Below are 26,075 nucleotides of genomic sequence, written 5' to 3'. Positions count from 1 at the left end.
CATTTCTCCACTTATAACATGAATAACGCAACAGCGATGACGCCGATAATCATACCTGGTGCAGTACGTTTTGCGATTTCCATAGGGTTAACATTTGCAAGGCCAGCACAAACAATCGCTGCACCTGCCAGTGGTGACATTGTACGGCCTAATGCGCCAGATAAAGCCGCAGCCATACCCATGTCTGGGATTTCATAACCAAATTGTGCAGCATGAGGTGTCACTGTTTCGTTGAATGCGAATGCTGCTGCGTCACCAGAACCTGTGATAATACCCATTAAGAATGGCCCTAAAGTACCACCCCAGCGAGCAAATTCAGGAGAGTGAGTCAAGAAGTTGATGAACGCGTCGATTAAACCAGATGCTTTCAGACCTGCTGCGAATACGGCCGCTGCAATGATGATACCTAATACATCACCATAAGCATTACCCATACCTTTAAAGAACTCTTTGGTAATTTGAGCAGGGTTAGTTAATGTGATGAACAGGGAATAGATAGAACCGATTAACATTGCCGCAGGAACAGACAGTTTAAATGTACTGAATGTCTCAAAGAATGGCAGAATTAACAGGATTAATGGAATGAAAGGTGCTGTTGCATATAAATAGTTAGGGCGAACAGCTTCTGGCGTTGCTTGTGCTGATGAAGATGATGCATCACCAGTAGCAGAAGCCATTTTGAACTCTTTTTTCACTAAAGCGACAACGGCCAGTGAAACTGCAGCGATACCACCAGCCATTAAGCTGTATGGGCTATGGCGAGCGATTAAATCAACCACTTCCATATTTGCCATGTTAGCAACGAAGGCGTTATGCGACATACCTGGGCTTAGCATTGAGCCGATGGTACCACATAACACTGCACCACCTGCGATAGCTGGGTGAATACGTGCAGCGATTAATAATGGAATGAGTGTTGCACCTACCGCAGCCGCACAACCTGCTGCTGATGGGATTGCGATATTAATAAAGTATGTTACGACAACAGTGGCTGGAATAAGGAAGAAGCCCAGACGAGTCATTACTTTTGATAAAACATGAACCAGATGCATGTCGCATTTGGTGTATTTCATAACATAAGCAAAACCCATACTCGAACAGATTGCTTGAATTAATGATGAAGACACCATGCGCTCACTAAATGCGGTAAACGCATCTAATGGGGTTAGGCTTAAAATACAGAGTAATAAGCCCGCACCAATTAGCACCATTCGGGTTTCATATTTTTTTATTAGCAAATAGACAGTTACAATAATAACGGCTACTGCTATCAGTTGCATCACCATAGTGATCCCCTAGTTAATTATGACAATACTATTAATTGTGAAAACGAACCTAACATCAATAAATTATATTTTTCTGTAAAGTTATTAGGTGACTCCATTATGAAGTTGGTAGGTTGACAATATTTGATTGTTATCAAATTTAATAGCCGAAATAAAATCTATTTTTTTAGACTGTGATGTTATTAACAAATGCTGTAAAACAATTATCATTAAAAGATGACGGAAAAGTTAAATAAAAAGAGATAAAGTAAAAAATACGAAAACAAATTATATTTACTATAGGTTAAGAGTGTTATTTTGATACAAAAAAGAATATCTATTTTTATCAAAATATTATTCAATAATTTATATTAAATGGTAATGAGAATGATTATTTATGGGATACTTTTATGATCCTTAAATATTATTCATTTATAGTAATAAAACATTAATAAAATTATCCCACTTAAATTAAATGGGATAATTAGCAAGAGAAATTGTTATTTTAAATATCAAAAATAAATGATATTTAATAGGATAAATACTGCAAAATGCCTTCTGCTGCCTCTCTTCCTTCGGCTATTGCTGTTACTACAAGATCAGATCCTCGGACAATATCTCCCCCAGCAAATACTTTAGGATTTGTTGTTTGATTCGGTATTTCTTGGTTGTTTGAAATAACAATTCGTCCTGAAGAGGCATATTCAATATTATTTTCATCTAACCACGGATAATGTGCAGGTTTAAAGCCAAATGCGAGAATAACAGCATCGGCAGGTAATTCATGTTCACTGCCTTCAATAGGAATTAATGTTCTATCATTTTTAGTTTTTATAACACGGATACCAACCACTTTATTTTGATTATCGACTTCAATATCCATAGGTTGGAGATTAAATAAAAATTCACCGCCTTCTTCTTTGGCATTTTTCACTTCACGTTTAGAACCCGGCATATTGCTTTCACCACGGCGATAGACACAGGTAACTTTATTTGCTCCTTGTCGAATGGCTGTACGGACACAATCCATTGCCGTATCACCGCCACCTAATACCACAACATTTTTATCTTTAAGGTCAATATAAGGTGTTTGAGGATCTTCGTTATATCCCATTAAATAACGAGTATTGCCAATTAAATAAGGCAGTGCGCTATAAACACCCTCTGCCTTTTCATTGGAAAAATGACCACTTAGACTGTGATAAGTACCTAATCCAAGAAAAACAGCGTCATATTGCGTAATAAGGGTATCTAGAGTGATATCTTTACCAACTTCAGTATTAAGGCAAAATTCAATCCCCATTTCACTAAATAGCTCACGACGTCGGATCATCAGCGATTTTTCGAGCTTAAACGAAGGGATACCAAATGTAAGTAAGCCACCAATTTCAGGGTGCTTATCATAAACAACAGGTTTCACACCTTGTCTAATAAGGACATCTGCACAGGCAAGACCCGCAGGGCCTGCACCGATAATTGCAACTTTTTTATCTGTCATTGTGATGTGAGAAAGGTTGGGACGCCATCCTTGTGCTAAAGCGGTGTCATTGATGTAACGTTCAATATTACCAATCGTCACGGCACCAAAATCATCATTGAGTGTACAGGCTCCTTCACAAAGCCTATCTTGAGGGCAAACACGACCACAAATTTCAGGCAAACTGTTTGTTTGATGGGAAAGCTCAGCAGCTTCAATAATGCGCCCTTCATTTGCAAGCTTTAACCAGTTGGGGATGTAATTATGAACAGGGCATTTCCATTCACAATATGGATTACCACAGCCTAAACAGCGATCAGCTTGCGCAGAAGCTTGTTGCGGTGAAAAAGCCTCATATATTTCAATAAATTCAATTTTGCGAATAGCTAATGGTTTTTTGGTCGGCTCAATACGATTTAAGTCGATAAACTGATACACATTCTGACTCATAATATTCTCCTATTGTGCCTGAACGCGTAATTCAGCGGATGAACGACGAGGATGACCGAGTAACGCATTGACATCACTGGATTTGGGTTTAACTAATTTAAAGTGTTGTGACCAATATTCCCACTGTGAAAGTAACATTTCACCTTGCTGTGAGCTTGTTAATCTTACATGCTCTGCAATCATGCCTCGTAAATGTTCAGCGAGAATGGCAAAGGATGCTACAGGAAGCAACTCAATAGATGAGGCATTGATCCGTTGTGATAATGTTGAATCTTCATCTAACAGATAGGCAAATCCACCCGTCATTCCTGCACCAAAGTTAATACCAGTTTTGCCCAGAATGCAGACAATGCCACCTGTCATATATTCACAACCGTTATCACCGACACCTTCAACCACGGCAATTGCCCCAGAGTTTCTTACAGCAAAACGCTCACCAGCTAAACCTGATGCATAAAGCTTTCCACCTGTGGCACCATAAAGACAGGTATTACCCATAATCGTGGCATGGTGATTTTTAAAGGCAGAGCCAACAGGGGGAGAAATAACAATACGTCCTCCCGCCATGCCTTTTCCTACATAATCATTGGCATCACCCACTAAGGTTAATTCAACGCCTTGTGCATTCCATACACCAAAGCTTTGACCTGCTGTTCCTGTAAAATGAAGTTTAATCGGGGTTGCAGATAAGCCACTTTCGCCATATTTCTTAGCAATAATGCCAGATAATGTTGCGCCAACAGAACGATCAGTATTACGAATATTAAAATAATAGGTTTGGCTTTTTTGTTGCTCAACGGCTTGAAGGGTTTGAGTAACAATGCGCTGGTTTAATTCGCCCTTATCATAAGTATTATTGTTTTCCTGACAATAAAGCGCATAACCTGATGGTGGCGTTACTGTTTCTAACAGTCCACTTAAAGAGAGCTTTTGCTGTTTACTGCTAACGCCTTCTAGGCATGAAAGCAGATCAGTTCGACCAATTAAATCCGTGATTTTTCTCACACCAAGTAATGCCATTAACTCACGAGTTTCTTGCGCAATAAAACGAAAGTAGTTAATAACGCGTTCAGGCAATCCGTGATAATGGTTACGACGGAGTGTTTCATCTTGGGTTGCAACACCCATTGCGCAATTATTTAAATGACAAATGCGCAAGTATTTGCAGCCTAGTGCCACCATGGGGCCAGTACCAAACCCAAAACTCTCTGCGCCTAAGATCGCCGCTTTAATGATATCTAAACCTGTTTTTAATCCACCATCGACTTGTAAACGAATTTTATGACGTAGATTATTTGCCACTAGCGCTTGTTGTGTTTCAACTAAACCTAATTCCCACGGGCTTCCAGCATATTTTACAGAGGTTAATGGGCTTGCTCCTGTCCCACCGTCATAACCTGCAATAGTGATCAAATCGGCATAAGCTTTGGCAACACCAGTAGCAATGGTGCCAACACCTGGCTCTGAAACCAATTTTACAGAAATCAGCGCCGTTGGATTTATCTGTTTTAAATCAAAAATAAGCTGGGCTAAATCTTCAATTGAGTAGATGTCGTGATGGGGTGGTGGTGATATTAGGGTCACACCAGGTACGGCATAACGCAGTTGCGCAATATAAGGTGTCACTTTATCACCGGGAAGTTGTCCGCCTTCACCTGGTTTTGCTCCTTGTGCCACTTTGATTTGTAAAACATCAGCACTCATTAAATAAGAGGGAGTCACACCAAAGCGGCCAGAAGCAATTTGTTTGATCCGTGATACTTTATTGGTGCCATAACGTGTTGGATCTTCGCCACCTTCTCCAGAATTCGAAAAACCACCTAAGGTATTCATTGCTTGCGCAAGGGCTTCATGCGCTTCTCGGCTTAATGCGCCAATTGACATCGCTGCAGTATCAAAGCGTTTAAATAATTCGGTTTCAGGCTCGACTTCTTCAATTGAGATGGCTGTTGCCTTGTTATTAAGCACTAACATATCGCGCAATGTTGTTATTGGGCGTTGTTGCACAAGGTTTGCATAGTGTTGATAGTCGGTGTATTCCCCACTATTTACAGCTTTCTGTAATGCTTGAACGACATCGGGGTTATAAGCGTGGTATTCCCCTTTATGGGCGTATTTTAATAAACCTCCGGCTTCTAAAGGATAACGAGTTAACCAAGCCCGTTTAGACAGATTAAATAAATCCTGTTCAAAATCACTAAAGTCAGCGCCATTAATCCGATTATCAACACCCGCAAAACAGAGATTAACAACGTTATCGTTTAATCCGACTGCCTCAAAAAGCTGAGAGCAACGGTAAGAGGCAACGGTTGAAATGCCCATTTTAGACATGATTTTATACAGGCCTTTATTTATACCATTACGGTAATTCAGCATCATTTGAGCATAAGAGCCTTGCAGGATTTTTTTATCAACACGTTGAGCTAAAGATTCGTAAGCAAGGTAAGGGTAGATCGCGGTAGCACCAAATCCGAGTAATACAGCGAAATGGTGTGGATCACGGGCACTGGCCGTTTCGACAATAATATTAGCATCACAGCGTAAGTTATTATCTACTAATGCTTTTTGTACTGCACCAACCGCCATAGGCGCAGGAATAGGTAGTCGCTCTTTTGCGATATTCCTATCTGATAAAATCAGTAAAACAGCACCGTTGCGAACTTCCTGTTGTGCTTTTACACATAATTGGTGTAAGGCTGTTTCTAGGTTAGATCCTATTGGTTGATACGTGATATCAAGATGAATTGCGCGGTAATAAGGGCTTTCTTGATTAATAAGTTGTTGAAAATCGCTATAGAGTAAAATAGGGGATTTAAAACTGAGTCGATGAGCTTGGCCCTCAGCTTCACAAAATACATTCATTTCACGTCCAATACATGTTGCCAAAGACATGACATGGGCTTCTCTTAATGGGTCTATTGGTGGATTAGTAACTTGCGCAAATTTCTGTCTAAAGTAGTCATAAATCAGACGTGGACGTTGAGAAAGTACAGCAAATGGCGTGTCATCACCCATTGAACCTGTGGCTTCTTGTCCGTTTTCTGCAAGTACATGCAAAATGTTTTCTAACTCTTCTTGGCTATATGCAAATTGTTTTTGATATGTTGCTAATAATGTGTCATCAAAGGCGCGTTGGCCGGTTGCTTGTTGTTCTGGTAGTGCTTCAAATGGCGTTAAACGTTTAACGTTACGTTCAAGCCACAATTTATAAGGATGACGCCTTTTTAAATCTTCATCGGTTTCAGCTGAATGTAAAATACGGCCATGATGAGTATCGACTACCATTAGTTCACCGGGGCCAACACGTCCTTTTTCTCGTACTTCATCAGGTTGATAATCCCAAATACCAATTTCAGAAGCACAAGTAATGATGTTATCCGTGGTGATCACATAGCGAGCTGGGCGTAAACCGTTTCTATCAAGAGTGCAAGCGGCATAACGACCGTCTGATAACACAATACCGGCAGGACCATCCCAAGGCTCCATGTGCATTGAGTTAAAATCAAAAAACGCTCGTAAATCATCATCCATTTGAGGATTGTTTTGCCACGCAGGAGGAACGAGTAACCGCATAGCACGAACAATATCCATACCTCCATTGAGAAAAAGCTCTAGCATATTGTCGAGTGAACTTGAATCTGAGCCACTTTCATTCACAAAAGGAGCTGCACTTTGTAGATCAGGGATCAGCGGGGTATGAAATTTATAGGCGCGGGCTCTGGCCCATTGGCGATTACCTGTGATGGTATTAATTTCACCGTTATGTGCTAAATAACGAAAGGGTTGGGCGAGTGGCCATCTTGGTGTGGTATTAGTGGAAAAGCGCTGGTGGAATAAACAAATTGAAGATTCCATGCGTAGATCAGCCAGATCGGTAAAAAAACGCGGTAAATCGATGGCCATACAAAGGCCTTTATAAACCGTCACCAAATTGGAGAGGCTACAAATATAAAAATCACTGTCAGTGATACGCTTTTCAATTCGTCTACGGGCAACAAAGAGTCGTCTTTCAATATCACTTATCCGCCAGCCTGCGGGAGCATTAACAAAGACTTGTTCGATTAAAGGAAGTGAAGAAAGAGCGATGCTGCCTAGAATATCTGTGTTGATAGGAACTTTACGCCAGCCAACAATTGAAAGTGTTTCACGTTGTAGTTCTTCTTCGACGATAAGACGGCATTGTGTGGCAATATTGGGATCTTGGCTTAAAAATAGCATTCCTACGGCGTAATTTTTTGCTAAATGCCAGCCCTTTTCTTGTGCAACTAATTGGAAAAAACGCTCTGGTTTTTGTAAGAGTAATCCGCAACCATCGCCGGTTTTACCATCAGAAAGAATAGCGCCACGATGTTGCATTCTGGCGAGACCATGTATGGCATTTCTGACAATCTTATGGCTGGCTTGCCCTTCAATATGCGCGATCAATCCAAACCCACAATTGTCTTTTTCCTGTGTCTTTTGATAGAGCATTTTTTGCTTCCTACTTAGTTTGCTGGGCACCTCAAAAAAGAGCGCAAAAGGAACGTTTTGGCTCAAAGTATGTAGGTAAATTTATGGGTACTCAGTCGGGTGATGTTGTGTTTGCCTAGCTTGGTGTGTTTTTTATATTGCTATGCAATGCCTTTTCAACTTATCGATAAATAAAAATCAGGTCAATGTGTAGGGATATTTGACTGAGATAAAATAGATAAGGAAATTTTTATTTTAAAATATTGATTAATAAATAAATTATTCTATTTTAAAATAGTAAGGGAGTGATTTTTTAATGTGAGCTATATCACTTTATTTGAGCGATTTAGCTTTATCTCATCCTTTAATGATAAAAACGGGTAGTGAGTTATTCTAATGAATATATTGATTTTGGAATTTTATTGTTTTTATACATTTTGTATAAAAAAAGACAAATTGAATTTTTTCTAATAAGGTCTATTTATCGTTGCTATCTCTGTCGTTTATGTTACTTGGTTTTGTATTATTTTTATGAATGCATATATCTTGGATAGGCACGTTGAGAGAAAATAAACAGTTAAATCAAATAAAATAATGAAAAATAGCCTCTCTTAATTAGATTTCTGAATGTTCGCCACTGCGCCAATTCATTTTTGGGTTATCATTCCATAGATTCAATATATTGGAGTTTTCAATGAAATTGCTCAAAGGGCTTGCCCAATACTATGTTGACTTAATGATGAGGCTAGGGCTTATCCGCTTCTCATTGTTGTTAGCTTCCGCATTAGTTGTTTTAGCGATGGTTGTTCAAATGGCGGTAACATTCTTGCTTGCAGGTGATGTTACCAGTATTGACCTTGTTCGCTCTATTTTCTTTGGGTTGATTATTACGCCTTGGGCTGTCTATTTTCTTTCAGTTGTCGTTGAACAACTAGAAGAATCACGACGTCGTTTATCTCGTATGGTAGATAAACTTGGTGTAATGCGACAGCGTGATTTAGAGCTTAATTCTCAATTAAAAGAGAATATTGAGCAATTAAACTTGGAAATTCAAGAGCGTGAAAAAGTTGAAAAAGCGCACCTTGAACTTTTGGAAAAACTCAAAAGTGAAATGAAGCGTCGTGAGTTGACGCAAATAGAACTGGAACAACAATCTTCACTGCTACGTTCATTCCTTGATGCCTCTCCTGACTTAGTTTATTACCGAAATGAAGATAATGAATTTTCAGGATGTAACCGCGCAACAGAATTACTGACAGGTAAAAGTGAGAAGCAACTTATCGGTTTAACACCTCTTGATGTGTATGACGAAGATATTGCGATAAAAGTGATGGAAACTGATGAGAAAGTTTTCCGTCACAATGTCTCACTTACCTATGAGCAGTGGCTAGTTTACCCTGATGGGCGAAAAGCCTGTTTTGAATTACGTAAAGTGCCGTTTTATGACCGTATTGGCAAGCGTCATGGTTTAATGGGCTTTGGATGTGACATTACAGAGCGTAAGCGCTATCAAGACGCGTTAGAGAACGCTAGCCGTGATAAAACCACCTTTATCTCAACAATCAGCCATGAATTGCGTACACCGCTTAATGGCATTGTTGGGTTAAGCCGTATTTTATTGGATACCGAACTTTCACCAGAGCAACTCAATTACTTAAAAACGATCCATGTGAGTGCGATTACGTTGGGTAATATTTTCAATGACGTGATTGAAATGGATAAGATTGAACGTAGAAAAATTCAACTAGATAACCAACCAATCGATTTTACTGAATTTATTTCTGATTTAGAAAACCTTTCAGGATTGTTAGTACAGCCAAAAGGATTGAAATTCACACTCGAAGCGGAAGAAACCTTACCGCATAAGATAACTTCTGACGGAACTCGATTACGTCAGATCTTGTGGAATCTCATCGGTAATGCTGTGAAATTTACGCAAGAAGGTGAAATCAAAGTTCGTATTTGGCAAGAAGCCTCTGATAAGTTGTTCTTTGAAGTCAAAGACAGTGGCATCGGTATCCCTAAAAGTGAGCTTGAGAAGATTTTTGCCATGTACTATCAAGTCAATGATAGCGAAGGTGGACGCTCTGCAACGGGAACGGGGATTGGACTTGCTGTTTCAAAACGCCTAGCACAGCATATGGGCGGTGATATTCATGTAGAGAGTGAGTTAGGTAAGGGATCTGTCTTCACGCTCTCTATCGTTGCTCCTGCGATTGAAGAGCATCTTGATATTGAGAATGATGATGAGTTCTTATTGCCAGCGTTAAATATTCTACTTGTTGAAGATATTGAGCTTAACGTTATTGTTGCCTGTTCAGTTTTAGAGAAATTAGGTAATACCGTTGATGTAGCAATGACCGGGCAAGAAGCTTTATCGATGTTTAAGCCTGATGAATATGACTTAGTGCTATTAGACATTCAATTACCTGATATGACAGGCTTTGATATTTCAAGAAAATTACGTCAAGAATTCGACAGTAATGAACTTCCGCCATTGATTGCGTTAACTGCAAATGTTTTGAAAGATAAAAAAGAGTATTTAGATGCGGGAATGAACGACGTATTGAGTAAACCACTTTCTGTAGATGCTCTTACTGCAATTATCAACAAATTCTGGGGAGATGGTGCGGTTTCTGTGCCATGTAATGAGCCATCGGAATTGTTGAATAAAAATGAAGAGTTATTAGATATAGACATGCTGAATCAATACATCGAACTTGTCGGACCTCAATTAATCACTGATGGTTTAGATGTTTTTGAAAAGATGATGCCAAGTTATATGTCAGTCCTCGAATCTAATCTGACAGCGCGCGATCAGAAGGGCATCACTGAGGAAGGACATAAAATCAAAGGTGCAGCAGGTTCTATTGGTTTAAAACATTTACAGCAACTCGCTAAACAGATCCAATCACCGGAATTACCTGCTTGGTGGGACAATGTGCAAGAGTGGGTAGATGAATTAGGGAAGGATTGGAGAAAGGATGTGGAAAGTTTAAGAAACTGGTTATCAGGGGCTAGAAAAAAATAACCCCAACCGAAGGTTGGGGTGCGCGAATACTGCGCCAACACCAGGGAAACTTTTCTATCCGCTTTTTTTGATTCTCATTACATAGGCGAATAGGATGAAACTATTCCATACATCATACAAGCAACAAAATAGCAAAGATAAGTTTTTTTGTTACAAGAAACATTTAAATATGTGATGGCGATTGGTGTTTACACCTATAAATGGGTAACTAGTAATCTACTACAAATGGAGAAAGATATGAAATCAATTGCGGTAATTTTAAGTGGCTGTGGTGTGTTTGATGGAAGCGAAATCCATGAATCAGTGCTAACAATGCTTGCTTTAAGCCAAAATAATGCTGAGGTTCATTATTTTTCACCTAATGATTTACAACCAACTGTAATTAATCATATTACAGGTGAAGAAAAATCAGAAAAAAGAAATATGATGGAAGAATCTTCACGTATTTCTCGTGGAAAAATATCCCCTTTATCAGATGCAAAGGCCGAAAACTTTGATGCAGTCATTATTCCTGGTGGTTTTGGTGCTGCGAAGAATTTATGCAACTTTGCCACTAAAGGGAGTGAGTGTGAAATTAACAAAGATCTCTTAAGATTTGTCCAAGCTATGCATCAACAGAAAAAACCATTAGGGTTAATCTGTATTGCTCCCGTTATGTTACCGAAAATGTTAAATGCTCCAGTTAAATTAACAATCGGAAATGATGTTGCGACGGCCAGTGCTATTGAAAAAATGGGGGGCGTCCATATAGATTGCCCTGTTGATGACATTGTTGTTGATGAAGAATATCGAGTAGTAACCACTCCTGCATATATGCTTGCACAGTCTATTGCTCAAGCACAGGTAGGTATTGAGAAATTGGTTAAGAAAGTCCTTGAAATGGCTTAATGTATAGGTGAAAACAGCAGATGACACTGGTGAGAAAGTTAAAGAAACTATTAATTATTCTAATTGCTTTATGGCTGTTAATAGTTGTGCTATTTTCTTTTTTACCAGTGCCTTTTTCTGCTGTTATGATCCAAAGACAAATTTCTGCTTGGAGTGAGTTTGATTTCTCTTATGTGTCTCATTCCACTTGGGTTGGTGAAAAAGAGATAGCACCAGCGATGTATTTAGCGGTTATTGCTTCTGAAGATCAAAATTTCCCCAAACATTGGGGCTTTGATTTTGATGCTATTGAGAAAGTTTTCAAAAAAAATCATAACGGCGGGAAAACATTGCGGGGTGCATCGACAATTTCTCAACAAACGGTCAAAAACCTTTTTTTATGGGATGGCCGTAGTTGGATAAGAAAAGGGCTTGAAGCAGGCATGACGCCTGTTGTTGAACTCATCTGGTCAAAAAAACGTATTTTAACGGTATATCTAAATATTGTTGAGTTTGGTGATGGGATCTTTGGTGTAGAACAGGCCTCCCAACATTATTTTAGAAAGCCTGCTAAACAACTAACTCAACAAGAAGCGGCGCTATTAGCTGCAGTTTTACCTAATCCCCACATCTATCACGTCAATAAACCTTCAGCTTATGTCTTAAAACGGCAACAGTGGATCTTAAATCAAATGCGATTATTAGGTGGAATCACTTTTTTAAAGAAAAATGATTTGTCATAACATTATAACGTTTGAAATATTTTTCTATCTGGCTCTGCAATTTTTTCTGACAATTTCGTTATCGCAGAAGGATCATTAGCCTCTCGAGACTGAATTCGAAATTGTGATGGTGTGATACCGTATTTACGTTTAAAAGCATCGCAAAAATAGGCATTACTACCAAAGCCACAACGATGGCTGATTTGAAAGACAGAATAATTAGAGAATGTTAGATAATTTAAGGCAATCCCCATTCGAACATCTAATAATAATTGGCAAAATGAAACCCCTTCTTTATTTAAATGACGACGCAGTGTTGATGGGGTGGTAAATAGCGTTTTTGCCACATCTTCTAAATGCCATTTTCGTTGTGGATCTTGTGTGATTAAATGCGTAATTGCCTGATTTTTGGGTTCATCATAATTAAATCGGAAGATATTTAATATATCGATGCCTTCTTGATATACCGCCATCAAAATAAAAAACAGACACTGTTGCATAAACATGGTTTCTTGAGAGGGAGAACCATGAGGTAGCGGTAGGCACTGTTTGAGTATGCCAAAGTTGCTTTTTACCACTTCTGGTGTGGATAAATGATAAGCCGGAAGGTGGCTTGTTAGTGGAGAGCTTGATTTAATTAGAGGCTTTAATAAAGAAAAGACAGATTGAAGCTCTGTTTCGCATAAAACGAGGGTATGTAGCTCAATCGATTTATGGGTGAATTGATTAACAATATCACAGGAAACTTGGCTATATTTGGGAATAATAAGAGTCAAATGGGTTGATACATCAATAGTTTGTCCATTGATGCAAATTGTACCTTTTGCGCCACTAACCATCGCTATCATCGGGTTTTCGATGTAAAACGTTTTTAAAGACATTTGGTTAGAGGACAGAATGTGTTTGTATTCCATAATCTCCAATATACCGCAGGCAAGCTAAGCATCAATGTTGCTTAAATGTTTAATGTGAACTCATTTATTGTATAAACGAATAAGTTACATCTAGAATAAATAGAGAGATTATTCTAGTTAAGAATGAGTGCCATCATGCAAAACTGCATGACAGTCGCACAGAATATAATCCCGTTGATGAAAGATGACAATATAGATATACGCTCATTTTCTACATTTATTTTAATCAGTGTTATTTTTTCTAAATAAATTGCTATTTATTTAAAACGCATTTTTCGAAATAAGGTGTAGAATCGCGCGTCACAGACGAAGGGGATTATCCTGTTCTTAGGGTATCACAGTTTGTCTTTTTACCCACACCCTATCCAACATTCATTAGCTTATTTTCTATTTGATTTTGAATGACACAATCTTATGGATAGCGCTGTATGTATTCACGTATTTTCCTGATTTATTGATAATTTTGCCGAGTTGGCAGGAGTGAGTATGTCTGACTTTTCAGGGAAGGGTTGGCTTGCTGAAATCGTTTTACGTTATGAAGTAAAACGCGGAATGACACGTCTTACAGAAAAACGCCATGTCGGCCCACTAATGGTTCAGCGTCCTTTTTATCCTGAGCAAGGTATTGCACACACTTATTTACTCCATCCTCCAGGTGGGGTAGTTGGTGGTGATAAGTTATTGATCAATATTGATGTTCAATCTGAAGCTCATGCATTGCTTACCACGCCTGGTGCAACCAAGTTTTATCGTAGTGCGGGTGGCGTGGCTCATCAAATTCAAACATTAAAGGTCGCCCCGAATGGATTTTTAGAGTGGCTTCCTCAGGAGAATATCTTTTTTCCTGAGGCGCGAGCACATCTAGAAACGCATATTCATATTGCATCGACTGCCAAATTTATTGGTTGGGAAATTCAATGTTTTGGCCGCCCAGTTTTAAATGAATGGTTCGAAAATGGCAGTGTTAAAGGACGTTTTAATTTTTATATTGATGAAAAGCTGACATTAACAGAATCGCTTTTTGTTAATGGTTTACAAAATAAAGCGGCCGCAATGCGCGAATTTCCCATGTTGGGTTCGCTTTATATTTATCCTACATCTGATGAATTAAAAAATCTTATTCAACAATGTGTTGAGGCTTTTTCAGCCTCTTACAACCCTGTTATCGAATATGGTTTAACCGATGTAGACGGTATTTTAGTTTTACGGTTATTAGGTTCACAAACAGAGCCGATGATGGCGTGTTTTGCTCAAGTTTGGCAAACCGTCAGACAACACTGGTTAGGGTATTGCCCAGAGCCACCTCGTATATGGGCGACATAATCGTTAATTTTAGGAGCAGAAATGGAATTAACACCAAGAGAAAAAGATAAATTACTGCTTTTTACAGCGGGCCTTGTTGCTGAAAGACGTTTAGCGAGAGGGCTGAAGCTTAATTATCCTGAAGCGGTTGCATTGATTAGTTGTGCCATTATGGAAGGTGCTCGTGATGGCAAAACCGTTGCCCAGTTAATGAGTGAAGGACGCACTGTTTTAACGGCAGAGCAGGTGATGGAAGGGGTACCAGAAATGATAAAAGATATTCAAGTAGAGTGTACATTCCCTGATGGTACAAAACTTGTTTCTATTCATGATCCTATTGTGTAGGTAACAACATGATACCCGGTGAAATTAGAGTTAACCAAACGTTAGGTGATATTGAGCTTAATGCTGGCCGAGAGACAAAAACAATACAAGTTGCTAATCATGGTGATAGACCTGTACAGGTGGGTTCTCATTATCATTTCTATGAAGTAAATGATGCGTTGAAATTTGAGCGAGAAGGCACATTGGGTTTTCGTTTAAATATTCCAGCAGGTATGGCGGTTCGTTTTGAACCTGGTCAAAGCCGTACAGTTGAATTAGTGGCTTTTGCAGGAAAACGTGAAATTTATGGTTTCCATGGCAAAGTGATGGGTAAATTGGAGAGTGAGAAAAAATGAAAACTATCTCACGTCAAGCTTATGCAGATATGTTTGGCCCAACAACAGGCGATCGTCTGCGATTAGCCGATACAGAGCTTTTTCTTGAAATTGAAAAAGATTTCACCACTTATGGTGAAGAGGTTAAATTTGGTGGTGGTAAAGTTATTCGTGATGGCATAGGGCAAAGCCAAGTTGTCAACGCCGAGTGTGTTGATGTGCTTATCACTAACGCCATAATTTTAGATCATTGGGGTATCGTAAAAGCGGATATCGGTATTAAAGATGGCCGTATTGTAGGTATCGGTAAAGCGGGTAATCCGGATGTACAACCTAATGTGGATATTGTTGTAGGGCCAGCCACAGAAGTGGTTGCGGGTGAAGGTAAAATTGTTACCGCTGGTGGTGTTGATACTCATATTCACTTTATCTGTCCTCAACAAGCACAAGAAGGTTTAGTCTCTGGTGTGACTACTTTTATTGGTGGTGGTACAGGGCCAGTTGCTGGAACGAATGCAACTACAGTAACGCCAGGTATTTGGAACATGCACCGCATGCTAGAAGCCGTTGATGAATTGCCTATCAATGTGGGGTTATTTGGTAAAGGTTGTGTGAGTCAACCTGAAGCGGTTCGCGAGCAAATTGAAGCGGGTGCTATTGGTCTAAAAATTCACGAAGACTGGGGTGCAACGCCAATGGCAATTCACAATTGCCTTAATGTTGCCGATGAAATGGATGTGCAAGTCGCTATTCACTCTGACACCTTAAATGAAGGTGGTTTTTATGAAGAAACAGTAAAAGCGATAGCAGGTCGTGTGATCCATGTTTTCCACACGGAAGGTGCTGGGGGGGGACACGCACCAGATGTGATTAAATCAGTGGGTGAGCCGAATATTTTACCTGCTTCAACAAATCCAACAATGCCTTATACCATTAATACGGTAGATGAACATCTCGACATGTTGATGGTTTGTCATCACCTTGATCCTTCTATTCCTGAAGATGTGGCCTTTGCTGAATCTCGTATTCGTCGTGAAACTATTGCAGCGGAAGATATTTTACATGATATGGGTGCTATTTCTGTTATGTCGTCAGACTCACAGGCAATGGGGCGTGTAGGTGAAGTTATTCTTCGTACTTGGCAATGTGCGCACAAAATGAAATTACAACGCGGCACATTAGAAGGTGACACTGCTGAAAGTGATAACTGTCGCATTAAACGCTATGTGGCGAAATACACTATCAATCCTGCTTTAGCGCATGGTATTGCACATGAAGTGGGTTCTATTGAAAAAGGGAAGTTGGCTGATCTGGTTCTATGGGATCCCGCTTTCTTTGGTGTGAAGCCCGCATTGATCATGAAAGGTGGCATGGTGGCTTATGCACCAATGGGGGATATTAACGCAGCTATTCCAACGCCTCAGCCTGTGCATTATCGCCCAATGTATGCTTGTTTAGGTAAAGCGAAATATCAGACGTCGATGGTCTTTATGTCGAAAGCGGGGATCGACGCAGGTGTACCTGAAAAATTAGGCTTAAAGAGCTTAATTGGTCGTGTCCAAGGTTGTCGTAGCGTGACAAAAGCATCGATGATCCACAATAGCTATGTGCCACATATTGAGCTAGATCCACAAACCTATATTGTGAAAGCCGATGGTGTGCCATTAGTGTGTGAACCTGCGACACAATTACCGATGGCACAACGCTATTTCCTCTTTTGATTAGTGTTTTACCGAGAATGTAGAGAATGAAAAGATTTACTCAACTTATTGATAAACAAAAAGCACTTGAAATAGCAACACCAGAACAACCGGCTCTTACTCTGTGCTTAACGATGGATGAAAGAACCAAAAGCCGTTTAAAAGTCACATTAAGTGATGGGCAAGAAGCTGGGCTATTTTTACCCCGTGGTACGGTGTTAAAAGAGGGAGATATTTTACTGGCAGAAGATAATACGCTAGTCACAATTGAAGCCGCAAAAGAGCAAGTTTCTACGGTATATAGTGAAGATCCACTGTTATTGGCTCGGGTTTGTTATCACTTAGGTAATCGTCATGTTCCATTACAAATTGAAGCTGGCTGGTGTCGCTATTTTCACGATCATGTTTTAGATGATATGGCGAAAGGCCTAGGGGCAAATGTCGTTGTTGGTTTGGAAAAATATCAACCTGAGCCGGGTGCTTATGGTGGATCGTCTGGTGGGCATCATCATCACTCTCATGACGATCACCATCATCATCACTAATTATTTGAATAAGGGAGCCTATTGATGCTTGCAGATCTACGCTTATATCAATTAGTCAGTCCTTCTTTACCTGTGGGATCGTTTACTTATTCTCAAGGGTTAGAGTGGGCAATTGAAAAGGGGTGGGTTTGTTGTCCTCAAACGTTAACGGCTTGGCTAAGTACTCAAATGACAGGCACTTTAGCAACGTTAGAACTCCCTATTTTACGGCGATTACAAGAAAATTTGGCACAAGCCAAAATGAGTGAAGTGAAGCATTGGTGTGATTTTATTGTCGCAAGTCGTGAAACTAAAGAGTTGCGACAAGAAGAGCGCCAACGAGGTATTGCTTTCGCTCGTTTACTTCCTCAATTAGATATTGAGTTAGATGAAACCTTACAAGCCTGTGTAAAACAGACACAACTGATGGCATTTGCGTTAGCTGCTGTGAAATGGAATATTTCCTCTGAAAAATTATGTTGTGCTTACGCTTGGGGTTGGCTTGAAAATACGGTGATGTCAGGAGTAAAACTGATCCCTCTAGGGCAAAGTGCGGGACAGAAAATATTGTTTACATTAGCAGAACAGATCCCTGTGATTGTTGAGCAATCCGCACATTGGCCCATTGAAGATATTGGGAGTTTTACACCTGCACAAATTATTGCCAGTAGTCGTCATGAAACACAATACACTCGACTTTTTCGTTCATGAGAAACCTATATGCAAGAATATAATCAACCACTGCGTATCGGTGTTGGCGGTCCTGTTGGATCAGGCAAGACAGCACTGTTAGAAGTTCTTTGTAAAGCAATGCGTGACACCTATGAAATCGCGGTTGTTACTAACGATATTTATACCCAAGAAGATGCCAAGATATTAACGCGTGCTGAAGCATTAGATGCCGATCGTATTATTGGTGTGGAAACAGGGGGATGTCCTCATACTGCTATCCGTGAAGACGCTTCGATGAATCTTGCCGCTGTTGAAGAATTGGCAATACGTCACAAAAATCTTGATATCGTTTTTGTGGAGAGTGGTGGCGATAACTTGAGTGCTACCTTTAGCCCAGAGCTTGCAGATTTAACCATTTATGTGATTGATGTGGCGGAAGGGGAAAAAATTCCACGTAAAGGTGGCCCAGGTATTACTCATTCTGATCTGCTGGTGATCAATAAGATCGATCTGGCACCTTATGTTGGCGCCTCATTAGAAGTGATGGAAGCTGATACTGCTAGAATGCGTCCTGTAAAGCCCTATGTTTTCACCAACTTAAAAGAAAAAGTAGGCTTGGAAACTATTATTGATTTTATCATCGATAAAGGGATGTTAAGACGCTAACAGCCTATTTTAATGTAATTCGCTTTTAGTTAAGTAAGACACTGCCAATATCGGTTATTATTCACCAAGACCGATACTGGCAGGATAAGACAAAATGATATCAAAACGCGGGATTAATTAAGGTAAGTAAATGCGGTGGTTACTTTAACGACCCCTTTGGTTTCACTGGCTATTTTCGCAACCGCAGCCCCTTCTTGGCGAGTTAAAATACCAAATAAGAACACTTCACCATTTTCAGTGATCACTTTTACTGACGATGATTTGACTGAATCACTGCCTAAAATTTGAGAGCGAACTTTGGTTGTTAACCATGTATCTGATGACGCAGTGCCTAATGTCACTGGTTCGCCTTGGCGGACTTCGTTATAGACGTTATTCACGCCTTCAACTTTACTTGCGACTTGTTTTGCCGTATCAGCAACAGACATATCAGGGCTTTGACCTGTTAATAAGATATTGCCTTGATAAGCAGTCGCCACAATACGTGAATTGCTTTTCTTGATCTGTTCATTTTTATTTAGAGCACCAGAAACACGCGCTTCCAATGTACCATCATCAACTTGTTGCCCTAATGAGCGAGGATCGGTTGCGGTTTTACCTGCAACTGCAGCCGTACCGACAACAGCGGCACCGATGCAACCTTGCAGTAAAAGTGCAGAGCACAGCACTGCGGTGAGAGGAAGCAATTTCATAGTAACTCCTTAGTCATCCTGATGTGGGAATAATGTATTATCAATTAAATCACAGAGACAATTGACTGTTAGCATCTGAACTTCCTGTATTCTGACGGTACGTTGAGAAGGAATACGAATTTCAACGTCTTGAGGGCCTAATAACCCTGCAAGCTCTCCGCCATCATAGCCTGTTAATGCAACAATGGTCATATCTCGTGTTACAGCGGCTTCAACGGCTTTAATAATGCTTCGACTGTTACCGTGTGTCGAAATAGCAAGTAGTACATCTCCAGCTTGTCCTAATGCGCGCACTTGTTTAGCGTAGATCTCATCGTGTTGCTGATTCCCCATAATTGCAGTCATCACCACGCTATCTGTGTTTAACGATAGTGCAGGCAAGCTTGGACGTTCTGTTTCAAAACGATGGATCATGCTTGCGGCAAATCGCTGTGCTGTTGCTGCTGAGCTACCGTTTCCACAGCTTAATATTTTATGGCCGTTTAATAACGATTGAACCATCATCATGGCGGCTCTGGAAATGGCATCAGGTAATGCTTCTGCTGCTGCAATTTGAGTTTGGATACTCTCTGTAAAGCAGACTTTGATTCTATCAAGCACGTTAAGACCTATATAATCTAATTTAACGAATAAATTCCGTATAATCGAGAATGTTTTTTAACCATATTAACTGGCGTTGATTAAATGCACAAACATCAAAGCGACAGTCTGATGTCTCGATACTTTCTTGGCGCTGTGCTAACCAACACTTTGCTGTACGCCATAAACGACGCCGTTTAGGGTAGGTAATGGAGCTTATCGCATCACCAAATAAGGTGTTATATCTAAAGCGAACCTCAACAAATACCCATGTCTTGTTTTCCTGCATAATAAGATCAATTTCTCCGCAGGGATATCGGACATTACGCGCAATAAATATTAATCCTTGTTTGCGTAAGTATTTTAACGCTTTTTGTTCATAGTATAGCCCTAAAAAATAAGGGCTTTTAGAAAAATCATCCATGATTTTCTTCCTTCATTACTCATAAAACAAACCGCCATAAAGGCGGCTTATTTTTATAATAACGGAGTGTATCTATTATTGTGTAACAGGTTCAATTTTACCTTGTTTAAATTGCATCCAAGGAAGTTGTCTATAAACAGTACAGTTGTCTTCAACACGCAATGAGCCTGAAATACCATTAAAACGTAATGTGCCTTTTGTCAGATCATTGTAATTGTTTGCTAATGACCATGCATCAATTCCCATGGCATAAAGACGCATTAATGAGTAATCGTTCGCAAATTTACTGGATGCTTTTTGCATTAACGGCAAATTAGCGCCAGTCATCAATGGAATATCACTAAATTGAATGCCATCCATTTCCATACGGAAATCAGGGCCTGTTCCACCTTGGTTGCTACGTGAACTAACATAAATTGGTGGACGCTTTTGGGTACTGATCGCCATATCGATCATTGGTTTAATTAAAGTCAATTCATCACTGGTAGCAATGATGTAAACCGAATCAATCGCACCACCTACAGATGGAATAGATTGAGAGTCTAATGGCAGAGGTGCATTTTCTGTTGGTAAAACAGGTGTTCCTGTCATACGAATACCGACACCGCGATTAATCGATGCTTTTAAGCTTTCAACAGAACTAAAGGTTTGTTGTAAAACTGTACCACCACCTGTACGTTGCCATTCATCAGCAAAAGTTTGTGCCATTCTTTGACCAAATTTATTATCTGGAACAATAATTAATGGGTTTGCTTTTTGTTGCTGACGTAAATGTTGTGCTGCATTACGAGTTTCATCTTCAGGTGAAAGAGAGAAGAAACAGACTGTCGTTGCAGAAGGGATCGCATCTAACTCATTTAATGCTAATACCGGTAAGCCACTTTGAAGTTCAATGGTTTTCATTACTTCTGGTTTTAGCAGTGGGCCGACAATTAAGTTAGCACCATCTTGTTGTACTTTTTTCAGTAAGACATCAATAGGTTGACTATTGGTATCATAAACAATCACTTGGCGTGTATTTTGCGCAACAGGATCTAAACGCAGTGTAGTGTTACCTGAAAATGCAGAACTCTCTTTTTCTTTATCTTGAGTTGTTTCGGTTTTTTCAGTGGTTTCTTGTGCGGTATCCGTTGTAGGTGTTTCAGTATTTTTGATACCTAATTCTTCTAAAATTGAAGCAAGGCTGTCATCATTTTTAGGCGGTTCTGGTTCAGGCATTGCTTGAGGTTGTGGTAAACCACTTTGCGCATCAAGGAAGCCTTGGCGAATGGCCTCTCCAAATACTTTAGCTTGCCCTGTTAAAGGTAACAATAATGCGATTTGGCTACTTGCACTAACAGAAGGCTGTGAAAGACGTAATAATGATACAGGGAGTGTTAATGCTGCTGGGTTACGAGGATAGCGAGTTTGCCATTCTCTCACGGCTGTTGATAACTTATCAGCATCATCTTTGTTGTATTCATAGGTGTTCAGTAAATCTAACCAACCTTGCAGGGTATTTTCATCGGCTTTGATAACAACACCACGACGTTGTTCTGGTGTAAGTTTGGTTAGTGTGAGCCATGTATCATCAATATTTTTCTGATGCAGTTGAGGATCAGTAATTAATGTTTCTAGCCCAATATAGGCTCTAATAACATCTAAAGATGCCAGCCCTTGAGCGTCATCAATCACTTTTTGAAATTGTTTCATCTCCATTTCTGCTTTTGCAGCGGGAGTGAGAGGTTGTTCTTGTTGCCCCGTCAGGGTACAACCTGACATAATCAGCGCAGAGAGTATCGCAGTATAGGATAAACCTGTTTTAAAACGCACAAAAATTGAGGAAAGCATACTGTACCCAGTGATGTTTTATAATTATGCTCAATTTTAAATCGGTCATTCGGAATAAACAATGAATCAACCTAATCGAGCAGCGGTAACGACATCCACACTGTACATAGTACCCACACCTATTGGTAATCTGGGCGATATCACCCAGCGGGCACTTGATGTGCTGTCTCATGTCGATTTAATTGCTGCAGAAGATACCCGTCATACAGGGCTTCTATTACAGCACTTTGCCATTAACGCACGTTTGTATGCGTTACATGATCATAATGAACAGCAAAAAGCAGATCAATTAATTAGCAAATTACAACAGGGGCTAAGTATCGCATTAGTCTCTGATGCAGGTACACCATTAATTAACGATCCTGGCTATCATTTAGTCAATCAATGTCGTAAAAATGGCATAAATGTGGTGCCACTGCCTGGCGCTTGTGCTGCTATTACGGCACTTTCTGCCGCAGGGCTTCCTTCTGATCGTTTTTGTTATGAAGGTTTTTTACCAGCAAAAACAAAAAGTCGTCAAGATTGCCTACGTGAATTATCAGAGGAACCTCGTACATTGATTTTTTATGAGTCAACACATCGGCTGTTAGATAGTTTAGCTGATATGGTGACAGTTTGGGGTGAAGATCGCTACGTAGTATTAGCGAGAGAGCTCACAAAAACGTGGGAAACTATTCAAGGTATGCCTGTGGGTGAGTTACTCAAGTGGGTACTTGAAGATGAGAATCGCCGTAAAGGTGAGATGGTTCTCATTGTTGAGGGTTATGAAAAACCCGTTGATAATGATTTTTCCCCCGAAGTGTTACGAACACTTGCGATTTTACAAAAAGAATTACCTCTGAAAAAAGCAGCTGCTGTGACAGCTGAGATTTACGGTGTGAAGAAAAATGCACTTTATAAACACGTTATTGAGCAAAATGATGAAGCTCAAGATGAGTAAAGTGATTTTTTAGCTTCTTTTGCTATACATTTTCTATCAGAATCCCTATAATCCGCACCCTGAGTTGACTAGACAACCGCTGCTTTATCGTTGTCCCTTCGGGGGAGACGGATAGAGGGGAGGAAAGTCCGGGCTCCACAGGGCAGGGTGCCAGATAACGTCTGGGAGGCGCGAGCCTACGACAAGTGCAGCAGAGAGTAAACCGCCGATGGCCTGTTTACAGGATCAGGTAAGGGTGAAAGGGTGCGGTAAGAGCGCACCGCGCAACTGGTAACAGTTTGTGGCATGGTAAACTCCACCCGGAGCAAGACCAAATAGGGGTTCTTATGGTGCGGCCCGCATTGAACCCGGGTAGGTTGCTGGAGCCAGCGCGCAAGTTCTGGCCTAGATGAATGGTTGTCCACGACAGAACCCGGCTTAACGGTCAACTCACCTCATAAAAACCCTCGATTCACATTGTGTTTCGAGGGTTTTCTGTTTTTAAGCCCATCTAAATTGATTATCACGAGATAATATCAATAAATAAACCACGAAACTCAGCCGAATTTTTCAATGTAATACTATGGCTATCTTGAATAAAAGCCCCATCACCACACTGAATTTGCCCATTTTCTTGTGTTGATGTTTGCAAATAGGTGCCACCTTTTATGGATTGTAAAAACCCTTTTTGTCCTTTTATTGGCAGTGTAATTTCATCACCTGCTTGCAAATGAATATGATAAAGCCAAATAGTTTGCCTTAACATTAACGAGCCGTCATCACCCGTAGGTGAGGCTAATAATTGATATTTTAAATTTTCATCTAATACCAATTTTTGTGAGGCTACACTTTCTTGTTGTGGACAAGCATTTAGCCACAACTGGATACGGGTTAATGGCGTATCTGGACTGCTATTTTTCTCAATATAGGTTTCTGTATTATGAGGTGAAATAAGTAAGCACTCGTTTTCTTTTGCTGTGACTGTCCGTCCCATATTATCAAGGTATGTCGCTTCCCCTTGAAGAATAAGATTAACCACATCCACATGAGGATAGGTCTTTGCTTTAAATTCTGAATTTGGAGCAAGCACTTCTTGGTTAAGAACTCTTAGCGTGCCATAGTCTAAAAAATGAGGGTCAAAATAGTGGCCAAAGGAAAATGTGTAGCGAGCTTGTAGCCAACCATAATCCGCTTTACCACACTGTTGTGCTGTTCTGTATTTTATCATGGCGGTATTTTTCGAGTAGATTATCAATATATTTATCATAGAGGTATGGACTGTCTATTGTTAGCAAGTTAATCTGGTGCCTATAATCAAATTATTTGATAGAGATAAGTATAATGAGTAAAGACAAAGCAATTACGTTGGAATCTTTACGAGTCATGGATGCCATTGATCGTAGAGGGAGTTTTGCAGCTGCGGCTGATGAACTAAATCGAGTTCCATCGGCACTCAGTTATACCATGCAAAAATTAGAAGAAGATTTAGATGTTGTCCTTTTTGACCGTTCTGGCCATAGAACTAAATTTACCAATGTCGGTAGAATGCTGCTTGATAGAGGACGCATATTACTTGAGGCTGCTGACAAATTAACGTCAGATGCAGAAGCCTTAGCAAGAGGTTGGGAGCCACATATCACTATTGTTTGTGAAGCGCTCACTCCTGCATCTAGGCTCTTTCCTTTGGTTGATAAATTAGCTGAAAAATCCAATACCCAACTCTCTTTAGTAACAGAAGTCTTAGCGGGTGCTTGGGAAAGCTTAGAAAGCGGTAAATGTGATATTGTGATTTCACCCGATATGCATTTTCGTACCTCGTCTGAAATCAACTTTCGTCCTTTATACAATACCACTAGCGTTTATGTTGCCAGCCCAGATCACCCAATTCATAACGAACCAGAGCCATTAGCAGAAGAAACTCGCTTAAAATATCGGGGTATCGCGATTGCAGATACAGCAAGAGAGCGCCCTGTATTGACAGTATTGCTGTTAGATAAACAGCGCCGTTTGACGGTCAGTTCTATTGAAGATAAACGCCGAGCATTAATTGCAGGTTTAGGTGTGGCGACAATGCCTATTGATTTAATTGAAGATGACATCAAAGAAGGGCGCTTACGTGTAGTTGGCCCTGAATATCATCATGAAAATAATATTATTATGGCATGGCGCAGAGATAGCATGGGCGAAGCTAAATCGTGGTGTCTGCGTGAGATCCCAAAACTCTTTGCAAGCGATAAAAAATAGTTTTTGTACTTAATAATATTTCAGTTTTAGATATCGATAAAAATAGAGATGCGAATATTAGGCGGAAGCTTCCGCCTAATTAAAAATGGATCACTCCACCGCCACTAATACACTGCCATTTAAACAACCGCATTGCACTTTATGCCCCTCTAACGCGACAGGAATAGTGTTTATTTTCATCATCGCATCGCCTTCAACAATTTTGCCTTTTTGCTGTCAGTATCATTTTATAACAAAAGCCTTAGTTTAATTTTAATCAAGACTAAAATAATGTATGAATGACTTTTAGCTCTGGGTTTATTTTAATTAAATCATCTGTAATTTGATGATAAATTTCAGGCATAGTCTCTAACCAACCCACCATATCAGGTCGATGATCGATAGCCATCGGTGTTTTTAATAATGGATGATCGATTATGGGGGTACTTAAGCCATGACGAGCACGAAAATTTTTCACGGCTTGATATTCAAAAGGCCAAGCAATGAGTATTTCCATATCAATTTCATAACCTGTTGTGCTTTTTTCATTAACATAATCACCAAATAATGCTGACCACTGAATATGCTTATCGCATAATTCCATCAGCCATGGGATTAAAATTTCATCATTTTCACAATAGAGCGCTTCTTGGCAAAAGCGTTGATAAAAAGGATCAATCGGAATGCCCGCACTTTCCCAATCAATAGTT

The 26,075-nt window shown here is 39.9% G+C and carries 21 protein-coding genes, 1 other RNA gene and 2 pseudogenes; 13 read left to right on the top strand and 11 right to left on the bottom strand.

The window, feature by feature from the left end; translation table 11 throughout:
• Nucleotides 1-11 precede the first annotated feature (11 nt).
• From dcuC to gltB, 3 genes are all read right to left on the bottom strand, one after another.
• Nucleotides 12-1,286, bottom strand: a complete 1,275-nt coding sequence (gene dcuC / locus GWI68_RS01665; protein WP_166539194.1) for a C4-dicarboxylate transporter DcuC — start codon at nt 1,284-1,286, stop codon at nt 12-14.
• 508 nt (nt 1,287-1,794) lie between these two features.
• Nucleotides 1,795-3,192 (bottom strand): FAD-dependent oxidoreductase, encoded by a 1,398-nt coding sequence (locus GWI68_RS01660; protein WP_166539193.1) that lies wholly within the window; start codon nt 3,190-3,192, stop codon nt 1,795-1,797.
• 9 nt (nt 3,193-3,201) lie between these two features.
• Nucleotides 3,202-7,662 carry a glutamate synthase large subunit gene (gene gltB / locus GWI68_RS01655; protein WP_166539192.1) on the bottom strand — a complete coding sequence of 1,487 codons (4,461 nt, stop codon included), beginning with the start codon at nt 7,660-7,662 and terminating at the stop codon, nt 3,202-3,204.
• Between the two features lie 673 nt (nt 7,663-8,335).
• On the opposite strand from gltB, the gene arcB reads away from it, so the two are divergent.
• The 3 genes from arcB (at nt 8,336) to mtgA (ending at nt 12,282) form a co-directional block, all read left to right on the top strand.
• Nucleotides 8,336-10,672 (top strand): aerobic respiration two-component sensor histidine kinase ArcB, encoded by a 2,337-nt coding sequence (gene arcB / locus GWI68_RS01650; protein WP_166539191.1) that lies wholly within the window; start codon nt 8,336-8,338, stop codon nt 10,670-10,672.
• A gap of 237 nt (nt 10,673-10,909) precedes the next feature.
• A complete protein-coding gene (elbB, locus tag GWI68_RS01645) occupies nt 10,910-11,560 on the top strand; it encodes an isoprenoid biosynthesis glyoxalase ElbB (protein ID WP_166539230.1) in 651 nt (216 codons plus the stop codon).
• Between the two features lie 20 nt (nt 11,561-11,580).
• The gene (gene mtgA / locus GWI68_RS01640; RefSeq protein ID WP_109409279.1) at nt 11,581-12,282 is read left to right on the top strand and encodes a monofunctional biosynthetic peptidoglycan transglycosylase; all 702 of its coding nucleotides are present in this window, start codon (nt 11,581-11,583) and stop codon (nt 12,280-12,282) included.
• 2 nt (nt 12,283-12,284) lie between these two features.
• Here mtgA and GWI68_RS01635 read toward each other — a convergent pair whose 3' ends face one another.
• Nucleotides 12,285-13,175 carry an AraC family transcriptional regulator gene (locus GWI68_RS01635; protein ID WP_109409280.1) on the bottom strand — a complete coding sequence of 297 codons (891 nt, stop codon included), beginning with the start codon at nt 13,173-13,175 and terminating at the stop codon, nt 12,285-12,287.
• A gap of 486 nt (nt 13,176-13,661) precedes the next feature.
• Here GWI68_RS01635 and GWI68_RS01630 point away from each other — a divergent pair, with 486 nt between their 5' ends.
• The 7 genes from GWI68_RS01630 to ureG are packed head-to-tail and all read left to right on the top strand — an operon-like array spanning nt 13,662 to nt 18,698.
• Nucleotides 13,662-14,498 (top strand): urease accessory protein UreD, encoded by an 837-nt coding sequence (locus tag GWI68_RS01630; RefSeq protein ID WP_166539190.1) that lies wholly within the window; start codon nt 13,662-13,664, stop codon nt 14,496-14,498.
• 21 nt (nt 14,499-14,519) lie between these two features.
• Complete coding sequence (locus GWI68_RS01625; protein ID WP_004908484.1) at nt 14,520-14,822, top strand: urease subunit gamma; 303 nt, start codon at nt 14,520-14,522, stop codon at nt 14,820-14,822.
• A gap of 8 nt (nt 14,823-14,830) precedes the next feature.
• The gene (locus GWI68_RS01620) at nt 14,831-15,157 is read left to right on the top strand and encodes an urease subunit beta (protein ID WP_072069747.1); all 327 of its coding nucleotides are present in this window, start codon (nt 14,831-14,833) and stop codon (nt 15,155-15,157) included.
• Complete coding sequence (gene ureC, locus GWI68_RS01615) at nt 15,154-16,857, top strand: urease subunit alpha (RefSeq protein WP_166539189.1); 1,704 nt, start codon at nt 15,154-15,156, stop codon at nt 16,855-16,857. The genes GWI68_RS01620 and ureC overlap by 4 nt, the downstream gene beginning before the upstream one ends.
• Before the next feature lie 26 nt (nt 16,858-16,883).
• Nucleotides 16,884-17,381 carry an urease accessory protein UreE gene (gene ureE / locus GWI68_RS01610; protein ID WP_109409283.1) on the top strand — a complete coding sequence of 166 codons (498 nt, stop codon included), beginning with the start codon at nt 16,884-16,886 and terminating at the stop codon, nt 17,379-17,381.
• A 24-nt stretch (nt 17,382-17,405) separates the two neighbouring features.
• A complete protein-coding gene (locus tag GWI68_RS01605; RefSeq protein ID WP_166539188.1) occupies nt 17,406-18,071 on the top strand; it encodes an urease accessory protein UreF in 666 nt (221 codons plus the stop codon).
• 9 nt (nt 18,072-18,080) lie between these two features.
• Nucleotides 18,081-18,698: an urease accessory protein UreG gene (gene ureG, locus GWI68_RS01600; protein ID WP_109409285.1), complete on the top strand. Its 618-nt coding sequence runs from the start codon at nt 18,081-18,083 to the stop codon at nt 18,696-18,698.
• A 113-nt stretch (nt 18,699-18,811) separates the two neighbouring features.
• Here ureG and dolP read toward each other — a convergent pair whose 3' ends face one another.
• The 4 genes from dolP to GWI68_RS01580 form a co-directional block, all read right to left on the bottom strand.
• A complete protein-coding gene (gene dolP, locus GWI68_RS01595) occupies nt 18,812-19,390 on the bottom strand; it encodes a division/outer membrane stress-associated lipid-binding lipoprotein (protein ID WP_109409286.1) in 579 nt (192 codons plus the stop codon).
• Nucleotides 19,391-19,399: 9 nt separating this feature from the next.
• On the bottom strand, nt 19,400-19,990 hold the full coding sequence (diaA, locus tag GWI68_RS01590) for a DnaA initiator-associating protein DiaA (protein WP_004245257.1): 591 nt from the start codon (nt 19,988-19,990) through the stop codon (nt 19,400-19,402).
• Nucleotides 19,991-20,012: 22 nt separating this feature from the next.
• Nucleotides 20,013-20,393, bottom strand: coding sequence for a YraN family protein (locus GWI68_RS01585; RefSeq protein WP_109409287.1), 381 nt, complete (start codon nt 20,391-20,393; stop codon nt 20,013-20,015).
• A gap of 75 nt (nt 20,394-20,468) precedes the next feature.
• Nucleotides 20,469-22,223: a penicillin-binding protein activator gene (locus tag GWI68_RS01580; RefSeq protein ID WP_166539187.1), complete on the bottom strand. Its 1,755-nt coding sequence runs from the start codon at nt 22,221-22,223 to the stop codon at nt 20,469-20,471.
• Nucleotides 22,224-22,284: 61 nt separating this feature from the next.
• On the opposite strand from GWI68_RS01580, the gene rsmI reads away from it, so the two are divergent.
• Both rsmI and rnpB read left to right on the top strand, forming a co-directional pair.
• Entirely contained in the window at nt 22,285-23,163 is an 879-nt protein-coding gene (rsmI, locus tag GWI68_RS01575) for a 16S rRNA (cytidine(1402)-2'-O)-methyltransferase (protein ID WP_109409289.1), read from the top strand.
• A 60-nt stretch (nt 23,164-23,223) separates the two neighbouring features.
• Nucleotides 23,224-23,599, top strand: an RNA gene (gene rnpB, locus GWI68_RS01570) — RNase P RNA component class A.
• Between the two features lie 66 nt (nt 23,600-23,665).
• Here the strand turns inward: rnpB and GWI68_RS01565 are convergent.
• Nucleotides 23,666-24,370, bottom strand: a complete 705-nt coding sequence (locus tag GWI68_RS01565) for a pirin family protein (RefSeq protein WP_166539186.1) — start codon at nt 24,368-24,370, stop codon at nt 23,666-23,668.
• 113 nt (nt 24,371-24,483) lie between these two features.
• Between GWI68_RS01565 and GWI68_RS01560 the strand changes: the two genes are divergently transcribed.
• Nucleotides 24,484-25,386: a LysR family transcriptional regulator gene (locus tag GWI68_RS01560; RefSeq protein ID WP_036933024.1), complete on the top strand. Its 903-nt coding sequence runs from the start codon at nt 24,484-24,486 to the stop codon at nt 25,384-25,386.
• A gap of 90 nt (nt 25,387-25,476) precedes the next feature.
• On the opposite strand, the pseudogene GWI68_RS01555 reads toward GWI68_RS01560, so the two are convergent.
• Both GWI68_RS01555 and GWI68_RS01550 read right to left on the bottom strand, forming a co-directional pair.
• A pseudogene (locus GWI68_RS01555) lies at nt 25,477-25,593 on the bottom strand (PAAR domain-containing protein); the annotation flags it as partial.
• Nucleotides 25,594-25,648: 55 nt separating this feature from the next.
• Nucleotides 25,649-26,075: pseudogene (locus GWI68_RS01550) on the bottom strand (hypothetical protein); the annotation flags it as partial.

The organism is Proteus sp. G2669 (genome assembly GCF_009915245.1).
Classification (GTDB): Bacteria; Pseudomonadota; Gammaproteobacteria; order Enterobacterales; family Enterobacteriaceae; genus Proteus.
The sequence above is the reverse complement of the archived record's forward strand: the minus strand, read 5'-3'. Positions and strand labels throughout refer to the sequence as shown.